Here is a 16,878-nt window from a genome sequence, read left to right on the forward strand (position 1 = left end):
CGGATCAGTGTCGCGCGGTGCAGCTCACACGGCTCTGCGAGCGGCTGCGAGCAGCTGCGTGCGAGTTGCTGGAGCTGCGTGCGAGCTGCCTGCGAGCTGCCTGTAGCAGCGTGCGAGCTGCCTGCGAGCGCGGTACCGATCCGGCGCATCAGCGTCGTCCCGGGACGAGTCCCGGGGGTGAATCTAGACGTTGAAGCGCCACTCGCAGACGTCGCCGTCCTGCATGACGTACTCCTTGCCCTCCATGCGGGCCTTGCCCTTGGCGCGAGCCTCGGCGACCGATCCCGCCTCGACCAGGTCGTCGAAGGAGATGATCTCGCCCTTGATGAAGCCCTTCTCGAAGTCGCCGTGGATCACGCCGGCGGCCTGGGGTGCGGTGGCGCCCTTGCGGACGGTCCAGGCGCGAGCCTCCTTCGGGCCGGCCGTCAGGTAGGTCTGCAGCCCGAGGGTGTCGAAGCCGACGCGGGCGAGCTGGTCGAGCCCGCTCTCCTCCTGGCCGATCGACGCGAGGAGCTCGGCGGCGTCCTCGTCGCTCAGCTCGATGAGCTCGCTCTCGAGCTTGGCGTCGAGGAAGATGGCCTTCGCGGGCGCGACGAGCGCGGCGAGCTCATCGAGCTTCGCCTGATCCTGCAGCACGCCCTCATCGACGTTGAACACGTAGAGGAAGGGCTTCGCGGTGAGCATGCCGAGCTCGCGGATGGGCTCCAGGTCGATCCCGCTCAGCGACAGCAGCGTGCCCGCATTGAGGGCCTCCGCGGCCTCCTTCGCGGTCGCGACCACGGCAGGATCGATCTTCTTGGACTTGAGCTCCTTCTCGTAGCGCGGCAGCGCCTTCTCGATCGTCTGAAGATCGGCGAGGATCAGCTCCGTGTTGATCGTCTCCATGTCGCTCGCGGGGTTCACGTTGCCGTCGACGTGGATCACGTCGGGGTCGGAGAATCCGCGCACCACCTGGGCGATCGCGTCGGCCTCGCGGATGTTCGCGAGGAACTGGTTGCCGAGCCCCTCGCCCTCGCTCGCGCCGCGCACGATGCCCGCGATGTCGACGAAGCTGACCGGGGCGGGCAGGATCCGCTCGCTGCCGAAGATCTCGGCGAGCTTGTCGAGCCGCGGGTCGGGCAGGTTGACGACGCCGACGTTCGGCTCGATGGTCGCGAACGGGTAGTTCGCGGCGAGCGCGTCGTTATGGGTCAGCGCGTTGAACAGGGTCGACTTGCCGACGTTAGGAAGACCGACGATTCCGATAGTAAGAGCCACGAGACCCCAGTCTACCCGGACGGTGTCAGAGGGGTGTGCCAAGCTGAACGGGTGCCCGTAGATTTCACCGCGATCGATTTCGAGACCGCGAACAGCCACCCCTCGTCGGCGTGCTCGGTCGGCCTCGTGCGCGTGCGCGCCGGACAGGTCGTGGATCGGGCCGAGTGGCTCATCCGCCCGCCCGCCGGGCACGCGCAGTTCCTGCCCTTCAACATCAAGATCCACGGCATCACCCCCGACATGGTCGTCGCGGCGCGCGAGTGGGCCGAGCAACTGACCGAGCTGCGCGAGTTCATCGGCGACGACATCGCGGTGGCGCACAACGCGAGCTTCGACATGGGCGTCATCCGCGCGGCCTGCGCCGAGAGCATCACCCCCACTCCCAAGTTCCGCTACCTGTGCAGCGTGCAGGTGTCGCGCAAGACCTACGAGATTCCCTCGCACCGACTCCCGCTCTCGGCGGCGGCCGCGGGCTTCGTCGATTTCGCGCACCACAACGCGCTCGCGGACGCGGAGGCCTGCGCCGCCATCGTCATCGACGCGGCCCGCAGGCACGAGGCCACAGACCTCCCGGCGCTCGCGAAGGCGACGGGGCTCCGGATCCAGCAGCTCAAGGCCATCCCGCTGAAACTGTAGTGCAGCTGGAGTGAAGCTGGAGAGCGGTGGGCTGGGGGCTTGCCGTGGCCGACTAGCTGGCTGGCTGGCTGGCTGGCTGGCTGGCTGGCTCAGCTTGCCGGGGCTCACTGACTCAGCTTGCCGGGGCTCACTGGCTCAGCTTGCCAGCTGCTTCCCCGCTGCAATTGCGCTGCTCCCGCTGTCCTGGTTTCTTTTTCCCCCCGTCCGCGCCGAGCGCCCCTCGGTTCCCCTCGCCTTCGCGCGCCCTCACGCTCCTTCGCCGCCCCCTCTCCTGCCTCCGCCGTACTCTCTTCCGTCGCGTCCTCCTCCGTCGCGTCCTCCTCCGCCGCATCCTCCTCCGCCGTGTCCGCCTCCGCCGCGTCCTCCTCCGCTGTGCCCGCCTCCACCGCCCCTCCTCCGCCGCGCCCGTCTCCACCGCCCTTCCTCCGTCGCTCCCTCCCCTGAGCTTCAAGCTCTCGTCGAGCCTGAACTGAGTTCCGCTCACGGGATCAGGGGTTCCATTCTTTGCCTTCGTTTTCCGCGAAATTCCGCGGTTTTTCCCCTCCCCAATGTCAGTGGTCCATGGTGGAATCACCCCATGACCACCCCAGCCCACAGCCTCGTTCCCGAGCGGCTCGCCGCGCTCGATGCGACCATCTCGGCGCTCGAAGCGCACGAGCTGGTGCAGCGCGCGCACGATGCCGCGCGGCTCCGACTGCTCGCTGCGGCTCTCGACACGGCGCTCACCCGCCCATCGCTCGGCAGCGGCGAGCTCGCCCACCGCTCGCTGCGGGCTGAGGTTGCGACGGCGCTGCGGCGCAGCGAGGGCGCGGTCGACCGAGAGCTCTCGCTCGCCGCCGCCCTGGGAGATCGCTTCCCCAGCACGCTCCTCGCACTTGAGCGCGGCGAGATCTCGCTCGGCCACGTGCGCGTGCTCGTCGATACGAGCGCACCGCTCGGTGCGAGCGCCAACGGGCCCGAGGCGCCCTTCCAGGCTCGATTCGAGGCGGAGGTCCTCACTCACGCCACGCATGAAACCCCGCAGCGGTTGCGTCCGCTCGCTCGGCGCATCGCCGGGGAGCTCGCCGAAGAGCTCGCACGCGAGCTGGAGCGCACTCATCCGGATCTCGAACCGCCCGCGCCCCTCTGCCGGAGAAGCGTGCGTCTTGTCGAGGCGGGCGATGGATTCTCCGAGCTCATCGCCACGCTGCCCACGGTCGAGGCTCACGCGATCCATGACCGCCTCACCCGCCTCGCGAAGGCAGCCGACGCCGCCGAACGTGCGAGCCGCGACGCCGGTCTGGGCACACGCCTCGGCCCCGGCAGCGACTCTGACCCCGGAACCACCCCAACCTCTGTCCCAGTCCGCTCACGCGACGAGGCACGGGCCGACGTGCTCCGGGATCTTCTCCTCGCAGCGAACCCGCACGAGCTCTTCGCCGGCTCGCCCGAAGAGGCGGTGCGCGCGCGGATCCAGCTTGTCCTTCCGGTGCGCGCTCCGCGCTCGTCAGGCACCACGGTCCCGACCGTACGCCCGGACGGTCACCCCGACACCTCGCACCCCACGGGTCTTACCGGAACCGATCAGCTGGGCTTCGGCCTCGACCTCGCCGAGCTCGGAGGCGCCGAGGTTGGAGGTGCCGAGCTTGCCGGCTCCGGCCCGATCTCCAGCGACACGGCTCGTGGGTACGCCAGGCACACGTTGTCCTGGGAACGCGTCACCGTCGCTGAGCACAGCGGCACCGTGCTCTCCGTCGACCGCTATCGGCCGGATGCGGCGATACAGCGGTTCCTCGGTGCCCGAGACCTCCACTGCCGATTTCCCGGGTGCCGCGTACCCCTCGCCCGCTGCGACATCGACCACACGGTGGATGCCGCGCGCGGCGGGCCCACCTCCACCGACAACCTGGCACATCTCTGCCGCGGGCATCACACGCTGAAGCACGCAACTCCCTGGTCCGTCGAGCAGTTCGCAGACGGGACGCTCGTGTGGCGCAGCCCGACCGGTCGCGAGCACTGGGACAGGCCGCCGAGCCGGGTTCGCTTCGCTGGGGCGCAGGGCTGGTCTCCGAGTGCGCCGCAGCGTCCGTCCGTTCGTGGACGCCCCCAAATGTCCGAGGCCCCTGGCATCCTGTCCTCATGACCTCCCTCACCCTCACTCTGCTGATCCTCCTCGTCGCCGTGGTGGCTGCCGGGGCCGGCGCTGCCGCAGGCGTCGTGGTTCGTGGGCGCGCGGCTCAACGCGACCTGGCGCGCGTCGTCGCGGAGCACGGGGCAGACGCCGAGCGCGAGATCGCGCTCGCGACGCAGCGTGCCCGGCTCGACGCCGAATCCGGTGCGCGGCTCCTCCGAGAGGAGCTCGCCGCGGCGGAGACCCGCGCTGAGGGGCTCGAGGCCCGCCTGCGCGACGCGCACGCGAACGCGCAGCAGCGCTCGGAGATGGACCGCGAGGAGCAGCGCGTGCTGCAGCAGCTCGCCCCGCTGCGCGACAGCCTCGGCAAGCTGGAGCACACAGTCTCGGCCATGGAGCAGCAGCGCGCCGCCCAGCACGGCGAACTCGCCCAGCAGCTCCGCCAGGCCGCCCTCGCGGAAGACAAGCTCCGCGGCACCGCGGAGAGTCTCGCCGCGGCCCTCCGCTCCAACAACACGCGAGGAATCTGGGGCGAGACCCAGCTGCGCCGCATCATCGAGGCCGCCGGCATGCTCGAGCGCGTCGACTTCGAGGTGCAGCCCCAGTTCACCACCGAGTCCGGCGTGCTCCGCCCCGACGTCGTGGTGCAGCTCCCCGGAGGCAAGAGCATCGCGATCGATGCAAAGGTGCCGTTCGCGTCCTACCTTGAGTCGCAGAACCTCAGTGCAGCAGACGCCTCTCCTGAGGCCGAAGCCCGGCGCACCGATCTCCTCGCGCAGCACGCGCGGGCGCTGCGCGACCACATCATCGCGCTGAGCAAGCGCGACTACGCCGCGGCACTCCCCGATTCACCCGAGTTCGTCATCGCGTTCCTACCGAGCGAGTCGCTGCTGTCGAGCGCACTCGATACCGATCCACTCCTGCTCGAGTACGCCTTCGAGCGGCGCGTGGCACTCGCCTCCCCAGTCAGCCTCTGGGCCATCCTCAAGTCAGTGGCCCACAGTTGGCGCCAGGATTCGCTCACGGCCGAAGCACGGACCCTGTTTGATCTCAGCCGCGAGCTGCACTCCCGCATCGGGCGCAGCGCCACGCACCTCGACAAGCTCGGCCGCACGCTCGCGCGCGGGGTCCAGGACTACAACGCCTACGTCGGCTCGTTCGAGCGGCAGGTACTCCCGACTGCGCGCAAGATCAGCGCACTGAACGGCGAGCAGATCAGCCCGGAGCCCAGCCAGCTCGACGTTGCGGTGCGCCCGCTCATGGCCCCCGAGCTGCGCGCCTCAGACCTTCCCGAGACCGAGCCGGAGCAGGCGAAACTGCCCGAGCAAGCAGAAGCTCCCGAGCAAGTAGAAGTTCCGGACCAGAGTTCGACGCCAGCGCAGGCAGTACCCCGCACGCTCAGCGCGGACCTCTGGGGCAGTGCAACGCCCGAGCAAGGCTGAGGCAAGGCCACACACCCTCGGCTTGTCACAGACCTCCAGATCACGGGCACCGGCCGGCAGCGAATCTCGCAGACACCCACGCTGACTGGCGGCAAATCTGACAGACACCCGCGCCAGCCGGCAGCGAATCTGGCAGGCACCCGCTGCGTCCAGACACCTCCGGGAACACCACAGGCCCCAGACGAAACCGTCTGGGGCCTGTGGTGTTTCGGCTCAGCGTCCCGAGCGCATGCTCCGGGGCTCAGCTTCCGGGGCTCGCGAGCCTGCGGCGCAGGAGGATTAGTCCCAGCGGCTCGGATCCATGTCGCTGATGACGTGGCGGATCGTGCCCGAGTGCGAGCGCATCACGATGCTCTCGGCGCGCACGAACGGGCCGCGGCGCTGCACGCCGTCGATGAACTCGGCGTCGGTGATGCCCGTCGCCACGAAGTAGCAGTTGTCGCTCGACACGAGGTCGTTGGCCTCGAGCACACGGTTCAGATCGTGGCCCGCGTCGAGTGCGCGCTGGCGCTCGTCGTCGTCCTTCGGCCACAGGCGACCCTGGATCACACCGCCGAGCGCCTTCACGGCGCACGCCGTGATGATGCCCTCGGGCGTGCCGCCGATACCGACGCACATGTCGATGCGCGAATCCCAGCGAGCCGCGTTCACGCCGCCCGCGACGTCGCCGTCCATGAGCAGACGCGTGCCGGCGCCGGCCTCGCGGATCTCGCGGATGAGGTTCTCGTGGCGCGGCCGATCCAGCACGGCGACGCGGATGTCGGAGACGTCGACCTGCTTGGCACGCGCGAGCGCGCGGATGTTCTCACCGATGGGACGGTTGATGTCGACCACGCCGACGCCCTCGGGCCCGCACACGAGCTTGTCCATGTAGAACACGGCCGAGGGATCGTACATGCTGCCCCGGTCGGCCACCGCGATCACCGAGAGCGCGCCCGGGCGCCCCTCAGCGGTGAGCCGCGTGCCGTCGATCGGGTCGACCGCGACATCGCACTCCGCGCCCTCGCCGTTACCGACGACCTCGCCGTTGTACAGCCAGGGGGCGTCATCCTTCTCGCCCTCGCCGATCACGACGGTGCCCTTCATGTTCACCGTCGAAAGGAAACGACGCATCGCGTCGACCGCTGCCCCGTCGGCCGCGTTCTTGTCGCCACGGCCGATCCAGGGGGTCGCACGCATCGCCGCAGCCTCGGTCGCGCGAACGAGCTCCATCGCGAGGTTACGGTCGGGCTGCCATTCGCCAAGCGAAACAGGTTCATTCATACGCAGTAGCCTACCGCCTTCACCCGCGTCCACCCACGTCCGCCCGCGTCCTCCTCCCGCTCACGGCCTCAACGCATAGACTGGGACCGCGAAGCGGTGCCCCCGAGGCGCCGCCACAGACGTTCGGCCCGCCGAGCATCCCGATCAACATGTCGGGGCAGGCACGGCCACCGCACATCGAACCGAAACGAACACGAGGAGCACACATGCCCGTCGCAACCCCGGAACAGTACGCAGCGATGCTCGACGCCGCGAAGGCTGGCGGCTTCGCCTTCCCCGCGGTGAACGTGTCCAGCTCGCAGACCCTCAACGCTGCGCTCCAGGGCTTCGCCGAGGCCGGCTCCGACGGCATCATCCAGGTGAGCTTCGGCGGTGCGGACTACTTCGCCGGCCACACCGTGTCGAACCGCGTGGGCGGCGCCATCGCGTTCGCAAAGTTCGCCGAGGAGGTCGCGAAGGCGTACGACATCACCGTCGCGCTCCACACCGACCACTGCCCCAAGCAGCACCTCGACAACTTCGTGCTCCCCCTCGTCGCGGCGAGCGAGGAGCGCGTCGCGCAGGGCGGCCTCCCCTACTTCCAGTCGCACATGTGGGACGGCTCGGCCGTGCCGCTCGGCGAGAACCTCGACATCGCGAAGGATCTCCTCCCCCGCATGGCGGCGATCGGCGTGATCCTCGAGGTCGAGATCGGCGTCGTCGGCGGCGAGGAGGACGGCATCGCCCACGAGATCAACGACCAGCTCTACACGACCCTCGAGGACGCCGTTGCGACGGTCGAGGCGCTCGGCCTCGGCGAGCAGGGCCGCTATCTCACCGCGCTGACGTTCGGCAACGTGCACGGCGTGTACAAGCCGGGCGGCGTGCAGCTGCGCCCCGAGCTCCTGGCCGAGATCCAGGCTGGCCTCCAGGCGAAGTACGGCACCGGCGAGAAGCCTCTCGACCTCGTCTTCCACGGCGGCTCGGGATCCTCCGCCGAGGAGATCGCAGAGGCCGTGCGCAACGGCGTGATCAAGATGAACATCGACACGGACACGCAGTACGCGTTCACCCGCCCCGTCGCCGACTTCATCCTGAAGAACTACGACGGCGTGCTGAAGATTGACGGCGAGGTCGGCAACAAGAAGCAGTACGACCCCCGCGCCTACGGCAAGGTTGCGGAGACCGGCATGGCCGCGCGCATCGCCCTCGCCGCCGAGCAGCTCGGCTCCGCCGGGAAGTCGGTGAGCGCCTAGTGTCCGACGCGCGCAACGACGCGAGCCCCGCGCAGCCGGCCGGGCAGGATCAGGCGGCGCGGGATCAGGCGGCACAGGATCAGGCGGCGCAGCCGGCTGCCCCGGCCCGCCCCGCGCAGCCCGAGTACGGAGAGTACGCGCCCGAGGGCTGGGTCTGGACGCCGCCCGAGGGCACGGAAGCCGCTGTCGCGGAGACGGGCGGATCCGGCGCCGCTGGATCAGTCGCCGCGAGCGCACAGCGCTCGGCCAGCGCCCGCCCGTCCGGCGTGCCCCACAACCTGGGTGCGCCCGGGCAGCAGCAGGCGCCGCAGCAGGGAAGCCAGCAGCACGCACCGCAGCAGCACGCGCCCCAGCAGGGCAGCCAGCAGCAGGGCGGCCAGCAGGCCGCGCCCGGCAGCGATCAGTCGTACCGCGCCGCGGCCGCGCAGCCCGGGCCGGTCTACGGCGCTCCGCGCAGCGCCTCGCCGCGCACGGGCGACCGTGTGGTCACGATCATGCTGCTCGTCTTCGGTGCGTTCGGCGCGCTGAGTGTCGCGCGCTCGTTCTTCGCGTTGGAGAGCCAGATCAGCCTGATGGGCACGCTCATCGGCATGGACTCCCCCAAGGTGGAGAGCTGGGTCGGCACGCTCGGCGTCGCCAGCGCGCTCGCCGTGCTGCTCGTCTACGCACTGAACCTGATCCTCTCGATCCAGCGCATGCGCGCGAGGAAGATCACGTTCTGGGTGCCGCTCGTCGCCGCAGTGATCGCGTTCGTGATCCTGCTCGTCGTACCCATGATCGCCATGGGCGGAGCGCCCGAGATCATGCAGCAGATCGAGGCCGACCCGAACGGTGCACTCTCGAAGATGCTCGACTCGCTGCAGGAGATGCAGCAGCCGTAGGCCGCGGTCCTGCTGCAGACGGTCGCGCTGCAGACGATACCTCTGCATACGGCCGCACTGCAGACGATCCCTCTCCAGACGGCCGCGCCGCATCTGATCGCGACGCATTCGACTGTGCCGCCGCACGCTCACTCCGGGCGAGCGGCGGCACTGTCGTATGCGCGCGGGCAGAAGCCGTCGGCGTCGATCGGCGCGAGTTCGAAGTGCCAGTTCTCGTTCGCGTAGATCTGGCAGAGCCCGAACTCGGCCCCGTACTGCCCCACCCAGAGCGCCGCCTCCAGGCCGCCGATGTCGACCGCCTCGCCGCGCACGTGCGCCGATCGCTCCGGGGTATCCACCCAGTGGCGGGCTTCTGCTTCGCTGCCGTAGTCCGAGACCGCCTGCGCAAGGAGCTCGTCCTGGTAGGCGGCGCTGCGCCAGCCGGAGTTCAAGCGCAGCTCGATCCCCTCCGCTGCGGCGCGCTCGGCAGCGGCCTGGACGGCAGCGCGCAGCTCGGGATCGAGGCCGCGCACTCCCGGGTGGTCGGCGTCGACGCGGATCCCGTCAGGATCCAGCACCTCGCCGTTCCCGCCGAAGCGCTCCTCGTCGCGCTCGCCGGCTCGAGCTTCTGAACTGACCGTGCCGCTGTCCAGAGAGCCACTGTCCAGAGAGCCACTGTCCGACGCGCCGCTGCTCCCGGCGTGCCCGGCGTCCGCGGCGCTCGATCCGGGGCGCAAGAGCAGCGCGCCGCAGACGACGGCTGCGACGGCGAGCGAGGCGATGATGGCGGCGATCGCGGCATTCGCCGCGCGGGAACGATACGACATGAACATGCTCCCAGTGCACCAAGAGCGGTGTTGCCATGCCGTATGCCGCAGAGCATACGCCGACGATAGCTGCGCGGGACGCGCGCCCGGCACGGGACGGGCGCGTGGGGCTAGCGCACCCGGCCGCCGAGCGCGCGCGCGTCGCGCTTGCCGCTCGCGTCCTGGCGGAGCTCCTTCGGCAGCGAGAACACGAGGTCCTCCTCCGCCGTCACCGTGGCCTCCACATCGGAGTAGCCGGCATCGGCGAGGTCGTCGAGCAGCTCCTGCACGAGCACCTCCGGCACGGATGCGCCGCTCGTCACTCCAATCGTGCGCGCGCCATCGAGCCACGCCTGCTGCACCTCGCTCGCGAAGTCGACGCGGTAGGCGGCCTTCGCGCCGTACTCGAGCGCGACCTCCTTGAGCCGCACGGAGTTCGACGAGTTGGAGGAGCCGACCACGAGCACCACGTCTGCCTGCGGCGCGATCTTCTTGATGGCGACCTGGCGGTTCTGCGTCGCGTAGCAGATGTCGTCGCTCGGCGGATCCTGCAGGTTCGGGAAGCGCTCGCGCAGGCGGCGCACCGTCTCCATCGTCTCGTCGACGGAGAGCGTGGTCTGCGAGAGCCACACGAGCTTGTCGGGGTTCTGCACGACGAGCGAGTCGACGTCGTCGGGCGAGTTGACGATCGTGATGTGATCCGGAGCCTCGCCCGCGGTCCCCTCGACCTCCTCGTGGCCCGTGTGACCGATGAGCAGGATCTCGAGGTCCTGCTTCGCGAAGCGCACGGCCTCGCGGTGCACCTTCGTGACGAGCGGGCACGTCGCGTCGATCGCGTGCAGCCCGCGATCGTCCGCAGCCTGCACGACCGCGGGAGAGACGCCATGCGCCGAGAACACGACGTTCGCGCCCTCGGGCACCTCGTCAACCTCCTCGACGAAGATCGCACCCATCTTCTCGAGCGTCTTCACCACGTGCACGTTGTGCACGATCTGCTTCCGCACGTAGACGGGAGCGCCGTAGCGATCGAGCGCCTTCTCCACCGCGACGACCGCCCGGTCAACGCCTGCGCAGTAGCCGCGCGGCGCCGCGAGCAGCACCTTCTTCGCGCCCTCGACGGGAAGGTCTTTGAGCCGGCCGACCTCGCGCCGCATGCGCGGCATCGCGAGGCTCACAACGGGGGCGCCGATGGTGCGCTGATCGGGCTGTTGCACGGTCGTAGTCATGCCAGAGATTCTACCCGGCCTTCCTCAACGATCACGGGGACGCGGGATCGACGGCGCCCGGGTCAGTAGGGTGGTGGCATGGCCGAAACTGGAAGCGCGCCCGCAACCCGCGAGACCCCCTGGCCCGTCGGGCTCATGAGCGAGAAGATCGCCGCGTGGGTCGACCGTCTCGGACAGGTCTGGGTCGAGGGCGAGATCACCCAGTGGCAGGTGCGCGGCGGCCACGTCTACGGCAAGCTCAAGGACCTCGGCCAGGACGCCACCGTGAGCTTCACGGTGTGGCGCTCGGTCGCGCAGCGCCTCACGAGCGACTTCGCGCAGGGCGACCGGGTGATCGCGCTCGTGAAGCCGAACTTCTGGGTGAAGGGCGGATCCCTCACAGTCCAGGTCTTCGACCTCTCGCACGTGGGGCTCGGCGAACTGCTGGAGCGGCTCGAGCGACTGCGACGCCAGCTCCAAGCGGAGGGGCTCTTCGACGCCTCGCGCAAGCGGCAGCTCCCCTTCCTGCCTGGCCGGATCGGGCTCGTCACGGGACGGGACTCGGACGCGGAGAAGGATGTCGTGCGCAACGCCACGCTCCGCTGGCCCGGCGTACAATTCCGCATCCACTACGCCGCCGTGCAGGGCGATCGCGCCGCGGGCGAGGTTGCGGCCGGGATCGCCGCACTCGATGCGGATCCCGAGGTCGACGTGATCATCGTCGCCCGCGGCGGCGGCGACTTCCAGAACCTCCTCCCCTTCAGCGATGAACTCGTACTGCGCGCTGCCGCCGCAGCCACGACGCCCATCGTCTCCGCGATCGGCCACGAGGCGGATCGCCCGCTACTCGACGAGATCGCGGATCTCCGCGCCTCCACCCCGACCGATGCCGCGAAGCGGGTCGTGCCCGACGTCGGCGAGGAGCTCGCCGGGATCGACCAGGCGCGCGCCCGCATGAGCTCGCGCCTCGGCCAGCTCCTGGCGCACGAGACCGACCGGCTCGCGCAGCTCCGCGGCCGCCCCGTGCTGAGCACCCCGGAGCGCCTCGTCGACGAGCGGGCCGAAGAACTCGTCCGCTGGATCGCACGCGGCACCGAGCTCGCGGATCGCGCCGTGGAGGATCGCCGTCGGGAGCTTGCCGATCTGCGGGGTCGCCTCACCGCGCTCTCCCCCCGCGCCACGCTGGAACGCGGCTACGGCATCGTGCAGCTCGCCGACGGCTCCGTGCTGCGCGGCACGGCGGACGCCCCCGCGGGCACCGAGCTCGCGATCTCCCTCGCGGACGGGCGGATCACGGCGACCTCGCAGGGCTGAGGCGTATGCGCGCCCCGACGCTCCCGGGGCGGACCGGCAGCCGCTAGCCGTCGGTGCGTTCGAGCCCCGTGCCGTCGGCGTTGACGCGGAAGCTCGCGGAGCGGTAGTCGTCCGAGAGCGAGAAGTCCACGACGACGGGGCCCGTGCGCTCATGGGTCCAGGGGTCGTCGGGGTGCTCGGCGAGCGTGCGTGACACGTGGTACATGAGCGCGTCGAGCGCAGCCTCCGTGTCGATCTCGTCGGCGACGAGCTCGGCGGCCTCGTCGATCGCGCGAGCCACAGCCGCACCGTCGAGCTCCGCCATCTCGAAGAACTCGCCAGCGCTCTCCGGCTGGATCGATCCCGCCCCCGTGTGCGTCACGGCACCCCGCCGCACGTACCAGGAGTCCACATTGAGTCCGCCCGGCTTCGCGGGTGCCTCGATGCGCACGAGATCATCGGAGACCGAGATGCTCGTCACTCGGTCCTCCCCCGTCTCCGCCGCGAGCGTCGCAAGCGCACGCTCCAGTGGCAGCGGCTCGCGCAGGTCGGCGTGCAGGTGTCCCTGCGGCAGCGCCGCGAGCGTCTCAGCGAGACCCGCACGGTAGGGCAGCACGACGGCCGCGCCGGCCAGCAGCCCGGCGAGTACGAAGACCGCGATCCGGATCGGCCGACCGCGCCGCCCCGTTCCGATGAGCGGGGATCGCCGCGTGCCGTCCGCGCGCAGCCCGCCGGGCGCCGGGCGCAGCACCGGGCCGGCCGCTGCCGCGGGAGGCAGCTCCGTATCGGCCCAGATCTCGGCGCCCGCGTCGTGCTCCGTGAACGCCACGTCCGGCTGGCCCGCAACGAGCACCGCGACGACGTGCCTTGAGCCGGGCTGGAACCGCGGGATCTCGGTGAGCTGCACCACGCGGCGCACCACCGTGCGGTACGCGTCGCCGTGCACGGGCCGCACGGTGAGTTCGAGCTCGCACAGGGGCTGCTCGTTGATGAAGGTGCCGGTCTGCGTGAGCGCGTCGACGCGGGCGAGCGCGATCCTGCCGTCCTCGGTCGCGGCCGCAGCGAGCTTCGGATCGCCCAGCTGCACGCCCCGCATCGATCGGCCGACCGCGAGCAGGACCACCGAGAAGACAAGCACGATGAGTCCCACGGGGAACGCCCACGCGGCGGCCCCCGGAGGCCCGACGAGAGCGGAGACGATCCCGCCGAGGAGGATCCCGGAGCCGATGAAGCAGAGCAGGCGAAGCATGACTTCAGCCTAACGACTCGGCTCTATGGGGGAACAAGAGGGCCTTCGGAAGCGCAGGAGGGCGCATGGACCGAACAGGAAGCATCCTCGGCCAGCGCAGCACGCAGCCCGCGGTGAGGCGCGGGAGCTAGACTGGGGGCCATGTCTGTTTCCGAGACCCGGGATCCCGCAGCGCTCAGCTATGAGGAGGCCCGCGACGAACTGATCCAGGTTGTCCAGCGCCTCGAGCAGGGCGGCAGCACCCTCGAGGAGTCGCTGCAGCTCTGGGAGCGCGGCGAAGTGCTCGCCGCGCGCTGCGAGGAGTGGCTGCTCGGCGCCCGCCAGCGCCTCGAGACCGCGCGCCAGCAGGCCGACGCCGGCGCCGCGAACGCGACCGGCACGAGTGCGACGGAGGATCTCGCGTAGCCATGGCGAAGAAGACCAAGACCCCCGTGGTCGTCGCCGAGCTCGGCCGACCGGAGACGCCCTCCGAGACCGCGGCCCGCAAGGCACGCGACAGCCGCCTCTACCGGCAGCGGAAGACCGTGAACAACCTCGTCTTCTCACTGCTCGTGACGCTCGGGCTCGTCCTCGTGATCGTGCTCATGGTGCCGCGCGGCACGGGCGGCTTCGAGGATCACTCGGTCAACGTGACCGAGCTCGCCTCCGACGCCGCACCGAGCGCGGGCCGCACGCTCGCCGCCCCCGCCGTCGGCGAGGACTGGAAGGCGAAGCAGGCGACGCTCCGCACGAGCAGCGATGTGACGTCCTGGCAGATCAACTACACGACCGCCGATGAGGCCTACGCCGCCGTGGTGCAGGGCTTCACGGCGACCGGCGCCCCCGTGCCCGAGCTCTGGGTGTCCCAGCAGCTCGAGCAGCAGGCCCCCACCGGCACCGAGGAGATCGGCGGGATCGAGTGGATCGTCTACGACCACCCCGACCGCAAGGCCGATGAGTCGAACATGATCTTCGGGCTCCAGGGCACGTGGGGCAACGACACGATCCTCGTCTACGGCACCGACTCGCCCGCAACGATCCGCGTGCTCGCCGCCCAGGTCGCCGACTCGCTCGGCACTCCCGACGGCGCCGCAGCGACCGAACCGAAGGAGAACGAATGACCGCGCCCCGCGTCACCCCCCAGCAGGCCTGGGACACCTTCGCGGCAGGGAACGAGCGATTCGTCTCGGGCATCTCCGCGCACCCGAACCAGGACGTCGAGCGCCGCAGCGAGCTCGTCAACCAGCAGACGCCCGATGTGGCCCTCTTCGGCTGCTCGGACTCGCGCCTCGCCGCTGAGATCATCTTCGACTGCGGGCTCGGCGATCTCTTCATCGCGCGCAACATGGGCCACGTCGTCGCCGAGTCGATCACCGCATCGATGGAGTACGCCGTGACCGAGCTCGGCGCATCGCTGATCGTGGTGCTCGCGCACGACTCGTGCGGGGCCGTCGCGGCCGCGATCGACCAGTCGAGCCGCACCCCGAGCGAGACGACTGCGTCGGTGCGGCACACGCTCGCTCCGATCCAGCCCGCCGTGCAGCAGCTGTGGCTCCAGGGGCGCACGGACACCCCCTACGCGGACGCCAGCCAGATCGACGCGAACGCGGTGGGCCGGATCCACCTCGCCGCGACCGTGAACGAGCTCCTCCGCACCTCGCGCGCGATCAGCGACGCCGTCGACGCCGGCCGCCTCGCGGTCGTGGGCTGCCAGTACCGGCTCACGGAGGGTCGCGCGGTGCCGTACACCGTCGTCGGCCCGGTCGAGCTGGAGCTCGCCCCGCTCGACTAGCGCACCGGACGCCGCGGCGTGCGGGGCGGGGAGCGAGATCCTCCCCGGCTTCTCCGAGTGCTCAAACTTCTCAAACCTCCCCGACTTCATTTCATTCCCACGTATTCCGTTATCCCGAGACCACTCCCCGAACAAAGGACAGCTGTGACCGAAGAGATCGAGTACCGCATCGAGCACGACACGATGGGCGAGGTCCGCGTTCCCAAGAACGCGCTCTACGCCGCGCAGACGCAGCGCGCCGTCGAGAACTTCCCCATCTCCGGCACCGGCCTGGAGCCCGCGCAGATCGTCGCCCTCGCCCGCATCAAGCGCGCAGCAGCGATCGCGAACAAGGAGCTCGGGATCCTCGAGGCCCCCATCGCCGACGCGATCGTCGCGGCGGCCGACGAGGTCATCGGCGGCGCGCACCACGACATGTTCCCGGTCGACACCTACCAGACCGGTTCGGGCACGTCCTCGAACATGAACACGAACGAGGTCCTCGCGACGCTCGCCACGAAGCACCTCGGCGCCCCCGTGCACCCGAACGACCACGTCAACGCGTCGCAGTCGTCGAACGACGTGTTCCCCACCTCCGTGCACATCGCCGTGACCGGCGCGCTCATCGAGCAGCTGAAGCCCGCCCTCGCGCACCTCGCCGAGGCGTTCGAGGCGAAGGCCGAGCTGTGGAAGTCGGCCGTGAAGCCGGGCCGCACGCACCTCATGGACGCGACCCCCGTGACGCTCGGCCAGGAGTTCGGCGGCTACGCCGCGCAGATCCGCTACGGCATCGAGCGCATCGACGCGGCCCTCCCCCGCGTGGCCGAGGTTCCCCAGGGCGGCACCGCCGTCGGCACCGGCATCAACACCCCGCTCGGCTTCCCCGAGAAGGTCATCGCCGAGATCGCGCAGTCGAGCGGCCTGCCCATCACCGAGGCCCGCAACCACTTCGAGGCGCAGGCGAACCGCGACGGTCTCGTCGAGGCCTCGGGCGCGCTCCGCACGATCGCCGTCTCGCTGACGAAAATCAACAACGACATCCGCTGGATGGGATCGGGCCCCAACACGGGTCTCGCCGAGCTCCACATCCCCGACCTGCAGCCGGGCTCCTCGATCATGCCGGGCAAGGTTAACCCCGTCGTCCCCGAGGCCGTGCTCATGGTGTGCGCGCGCGTGATCGGCAACGACGCGACCATCGCGTGGGCCGGCGCGTCGGGCTCCTTCGAGCTCAACGTCCAGATCCCCGTCATGGGCACCGCGCTCCTCGAGTCGGTCCGCCTGCTCGCGAACGCGTCGATCGTGCTCGCCGACAAGACGGTTGCCGGCCTCGAGGCGAACCTCGACCGCGCCGCGGCGCTCGCGGGCATGAGCCCCTCGACGGTCACCCCCCTCAACCGCCTCATCGGCTACGAGGCAGCGGCGAAGATCGCGAAGCACTCGGTCAAGAAGGGCATCACCGTGCGCGAGGCCGTCATCGACCTCGGCTACGTCGAGCGCGGTGAGGTCACCGAGGCCGACCTCGACAAGGCGCTCGACCTGCTCTCGATGACCCACCCGGGCGTCGCGAAGTAAGTCGCCTGCGGCGAGCCCGCGCCACGCGGGCAGGGCGGCTCGGTTTCTTCGGAAGCCGGGCCGCTCGCTCTTTCCCGGAGAAGCTCAGCCGTCTGCCCTCCTCGGGAGCCGGGCCGCTCGCTCTTTCCCGGAGAAGCTCAGCCGTCTGCCTTCATCGGGAGCCGGGCTGCTCGCAATTCTCGGAGAAATCAGAAACGTCG

General features: G+C 70.2%; 15 protein-coding genes. 10 read left to right on the forward strand and 5 right to left on the reverse strand.

The window, feature by feature from the left end:
- Positions 1–183: 183 nt before the first annotated feature.
- Positions 184–1,257, reverse strand: a complete 1,074-nt coding sequence (ychF, locus tag U874_RS0111710; protein WP_025134724.1) for a redox-regulated ATPase YchF — start codon at positions 1,255–1,257, stop codon at positions 184–186.
- A gap of 51 nt (positions 1,258–1,308) precedes the next feature.
- On the opposite strand from ychF, the gene U874_RS0111715 reads away from it, so the two are divergent.
- From U874_RS0111715 to rmuC, 3 genes are all read left to right on the forward strand, one after another.
- Complete coding sequence (locus U874_RS0111715) at positions 1,309–1,893, forward strand: 3'-5' exonuclease (RefSeq protein ID WP_025134725.1); 585 nt, start codon at positions 1,309–1,311, stop codon at positions 1,891–1,893.
- A 577-nt stretch (positions 1,894–2,470) separates the two neighbouring features.
- A complete protein-coding gene (locus U874_RS0111725) occupies positions 2,471–4,015 on the forward strand; it encodes an HNH endonuclease signature motif containing protein (RefSeq protein WP_025134727.1) in 1,545 nt (514 codons plus the stop codon).
- On the forward strand, positions 4,012–5,445 hold the full coding sequence (gene rmuC / locus U874_RS0111730) for a DNA recombination protein RmuC (RefSeq protein WP_025134728.1): 1,434 nt from the start codon (positions 4,012–4,014) through the stop codon (positions 5,443–5,445). The genes U874_RS0111725 and rmuC overlap by 4 nt, the downstream gene beginning before the upstream one ends.
- 279 nt (positions 5,446–5,724) lie before the next feature.
- Here rmuC and glpX read toward each other — a convergent pair whose 3' ends face one another.
- Positions 5,725–6,708: a class II fructose-bisphosphatase gene (gene glpX, locus U874_RS0111735; RefSeq protein ID WP_025134729.1), complete on the reverse strand. Its 984-nt coding sequence runs from the start codon at positions 6,706–6,708 to the stop codon at positions 5,725–5,727.
- A 206-nt stretch (positions 6,709–6,914) separates the two neighbouring features.
- Between glpX and fbaA the strand changes: the two genes are divergently transcribed.
- Positions 6,915–7,943, forward strand: coding sequence for a class II fructose-bisphosphate aldolase (fbaA, locus tag U874_RS0111740; RefSeq protein ID WP_025134730.1), 1,029 nt, complete (start codon positions 6,915–6,917; stop codon positions 7,941–7,943).
- The gene (locus tag U874_RS0111745) at positions 7,943–8,824 is read left to right on the forward strand and encodes a DUF6264 family protein (protein ID WP_025134731.1); all 882 of its coding nucleotides are present in this window, start codon (positions 7,943–7,945) and stop codon (positions 8,822–8,824) included. The genes fbaA and U874_RS0111745 overlap by 1 nt, the downstream gene beginning before the upstream one ends.
- A gap of 128 nt (positions 8,825–8,952) precedes the next feature.
- Here the strand turns inward: U874_RS0111745 and U874_RS0111750 are convergent, their stop codons facing one another.
- A complete protein-coding gene (locus U874_RS0111750) occupies positions 8,953–9,630 on the reverse strand; it encodes a M15 family metallopeptidase (protein WP_157834257.1) in 678 nt (225 codons plus the stop codon).
- A gap of 110 nt (positions 9,631–9,740) precedes the next feature.
- Complete coding sequence (locus tag U874_RS0111755; protein ID WP_029988348.1) at positions 9,741–10,772, reverse strand: 4-hydroxy-3-methylbut-2-enyl diphosphate reductase; 1,032 nt, start codon at positions 10,770–10,772, stop codon at positions 9,741–9,743.
- A 141-nt stretch (positions 10,773–10,913) separates the two neighbouring features.
- Here U874_RS0111755 and xseA point away from each other — a divergent pair, with 141 nt between their 5' ends.
- Positions 10,914–12,128: an exodeoxyribonuclease VII large subunit gene (gene xseA, locus U874_RS0111760; RefSeq protein WP_025134734.1), complete on the forward strand. Its 1,215-nt coding sequence runs from the start codon at positions 10,914–10,916 to the stop codon at positions 12,126–12,128.
- 43 nt (positions 12,129–12,171) lie between these two features.
- Here xseA and U874_RS14445 read toward each other — a convergent pair whose 3' ends face one another.
- On the reverse strand, positions 12,172–13,356 hold the full coding sequence (locus tag U874_RS14445; RefSeq protein WP_025134735.1) for a hypothetical protein: 1,185 nt from the start codon (positions 13,354–13,356) through the stop codon (positions 12,172–12,174).
- A gap of 141 nt (positions 13,357–13,497) precedes the next feature.
- Here U874_RS14445 and U874_RS0111770 point away from each other — a divergent pair, with 141 nt between their 5' ends.
- From U874_RS0111770 to U874_RS0111785, 4 genes are all read left to right on the forward strand, one after another.
- Complete coding sequence (locus U874_RS0111770) at positions 13,498–13,761, forward strand: exodeoxyribonuclease VII small subunit (protein WP_025134736.1); 264 nt, start codon at positions 13,498–13,500, stop codon at positions 13,759–13,761.
- Positions 13,762–13,763: 2 nt separating this feature from the next.
- Positions 13,764–14,456 (forward strand): DUF4245 family protein, encoded by a 693-nt coding sequence (locus U874_RS0111775; protein WP_025134737.1) that lies wholly within the window; start codon positions 13,764–13,766, stop codon positions 14,454–14,456.
- Complete coding sequence (locus U874_RS0111780) at positions 14,453–15,127, forward strand: carbonic anhydrase (protein ID WP_025134738.1); 675 nt, start codon at positions 14,453–14,455, stop codon at positions 15,125–15,127. Before U874_RS0111775 ends, U874_RS0111780 begins: the two co-directional genes overlap by 4 nt.
- 144 nt (positions 15,128–15,271) lie before the next feature.
- Positions 15,272–16,678, forward strand: a complete 1,407-nt coding sequence (locus U874_RS0111785; protein ID WP_025134739.1) for a class II fumarate hydratase — start codon at positions 15,272–15,274, stop codon at positions 16,676–16,678.
- Positions 16,679–16,878: the final 200 nt, after the last annotated feature.

Source organism: Leucobacter sp. PH1c, from assembly GCF_000633415.1.
Classification (GTDB): domain Bacteria; phylum Actinomycetota; class Actinomycetes; order Actinomycetales; family Microbacteriaceae; genus Leucobacter.

Bases quoted from the DNA above. Each gene is read 5' to 3' on its own strand.
- U874_RS0111725 (WP_025134727.1), top strand. From the start codon at position 2,471: ATGACCACCCCAGCCCACAGCCTCGTTCCCGAGCGGCTCGCCGCGCTC.
- rmuC (WP_025134728.1), top strand. From the start codon at position 4,012: ATGACCTCCCTCACCCTCACTCTGCTGATCCTCCTCGTCGCCGTGGTG.
- glpX (WP_025134729.1), bottom strand. From the start codon at position 6,708: ATGAATGAACCTGTTTCGCTTGGCGAATGGCAGCCCGACCGTAACCTC.
- fbaA (WP_025134730.1), top strand. From the start codon at position 6,915: ATGCCCGTCGCAACCCCGGAACAGTACGCAGCGATGCTCGACGCCGCG.
- U874_RS0111750 (WP_157834257.1), bottom strand. From the start codon at position 9,630: ATGTCGTATCGTTCCCGCGCGGCGAATGCCGCGATCGCCGCCATCATC.
- U874_RS0111755 (WP_029988348.1), bottom strand. From the start codon at position 10,772: ATGCCGCGCATGCGGCGCGAGGTCGGCCGGCTCAAAGACCTTCCCGTC.
- xseA (WP_025134734.1), top strand. From the start codon at position 10,914: ATGGCCGAAACTGGAAGCGCGCCCGCAACCCGCGAGACCCCCTGGCCC.
- U874_RS14445 (WP_025134735.1), bottom strand. From the start codon at position 13,356: ATGCTTCGCCTGCTCTGCTTCATCGGCTCCGGGATCCTCCTCGGCGGG.
- U874_RS0111770 (WP_025134736.1), top strand. From the start codon at position 13,498: ATGTCTGTTTCCGAGACCCGGGATCCCGCAGCGCTCAGCTATGAGGAG.
- U874_RS0111775 (WP_025134737.1), top strand. From the start codon at position 13,764: ATGGCGAAGAAGACCAAGACCCCCGTGGTCGTCGCCGAGCTCGGCCGA.
- U874_RS0111780 (WP_025134738.1), top strand. From the start codon at position 14,453: ATGACCGCGCCCCGCGTCACCCCCCAGCAGGCCTGGGACACCTTCGCG.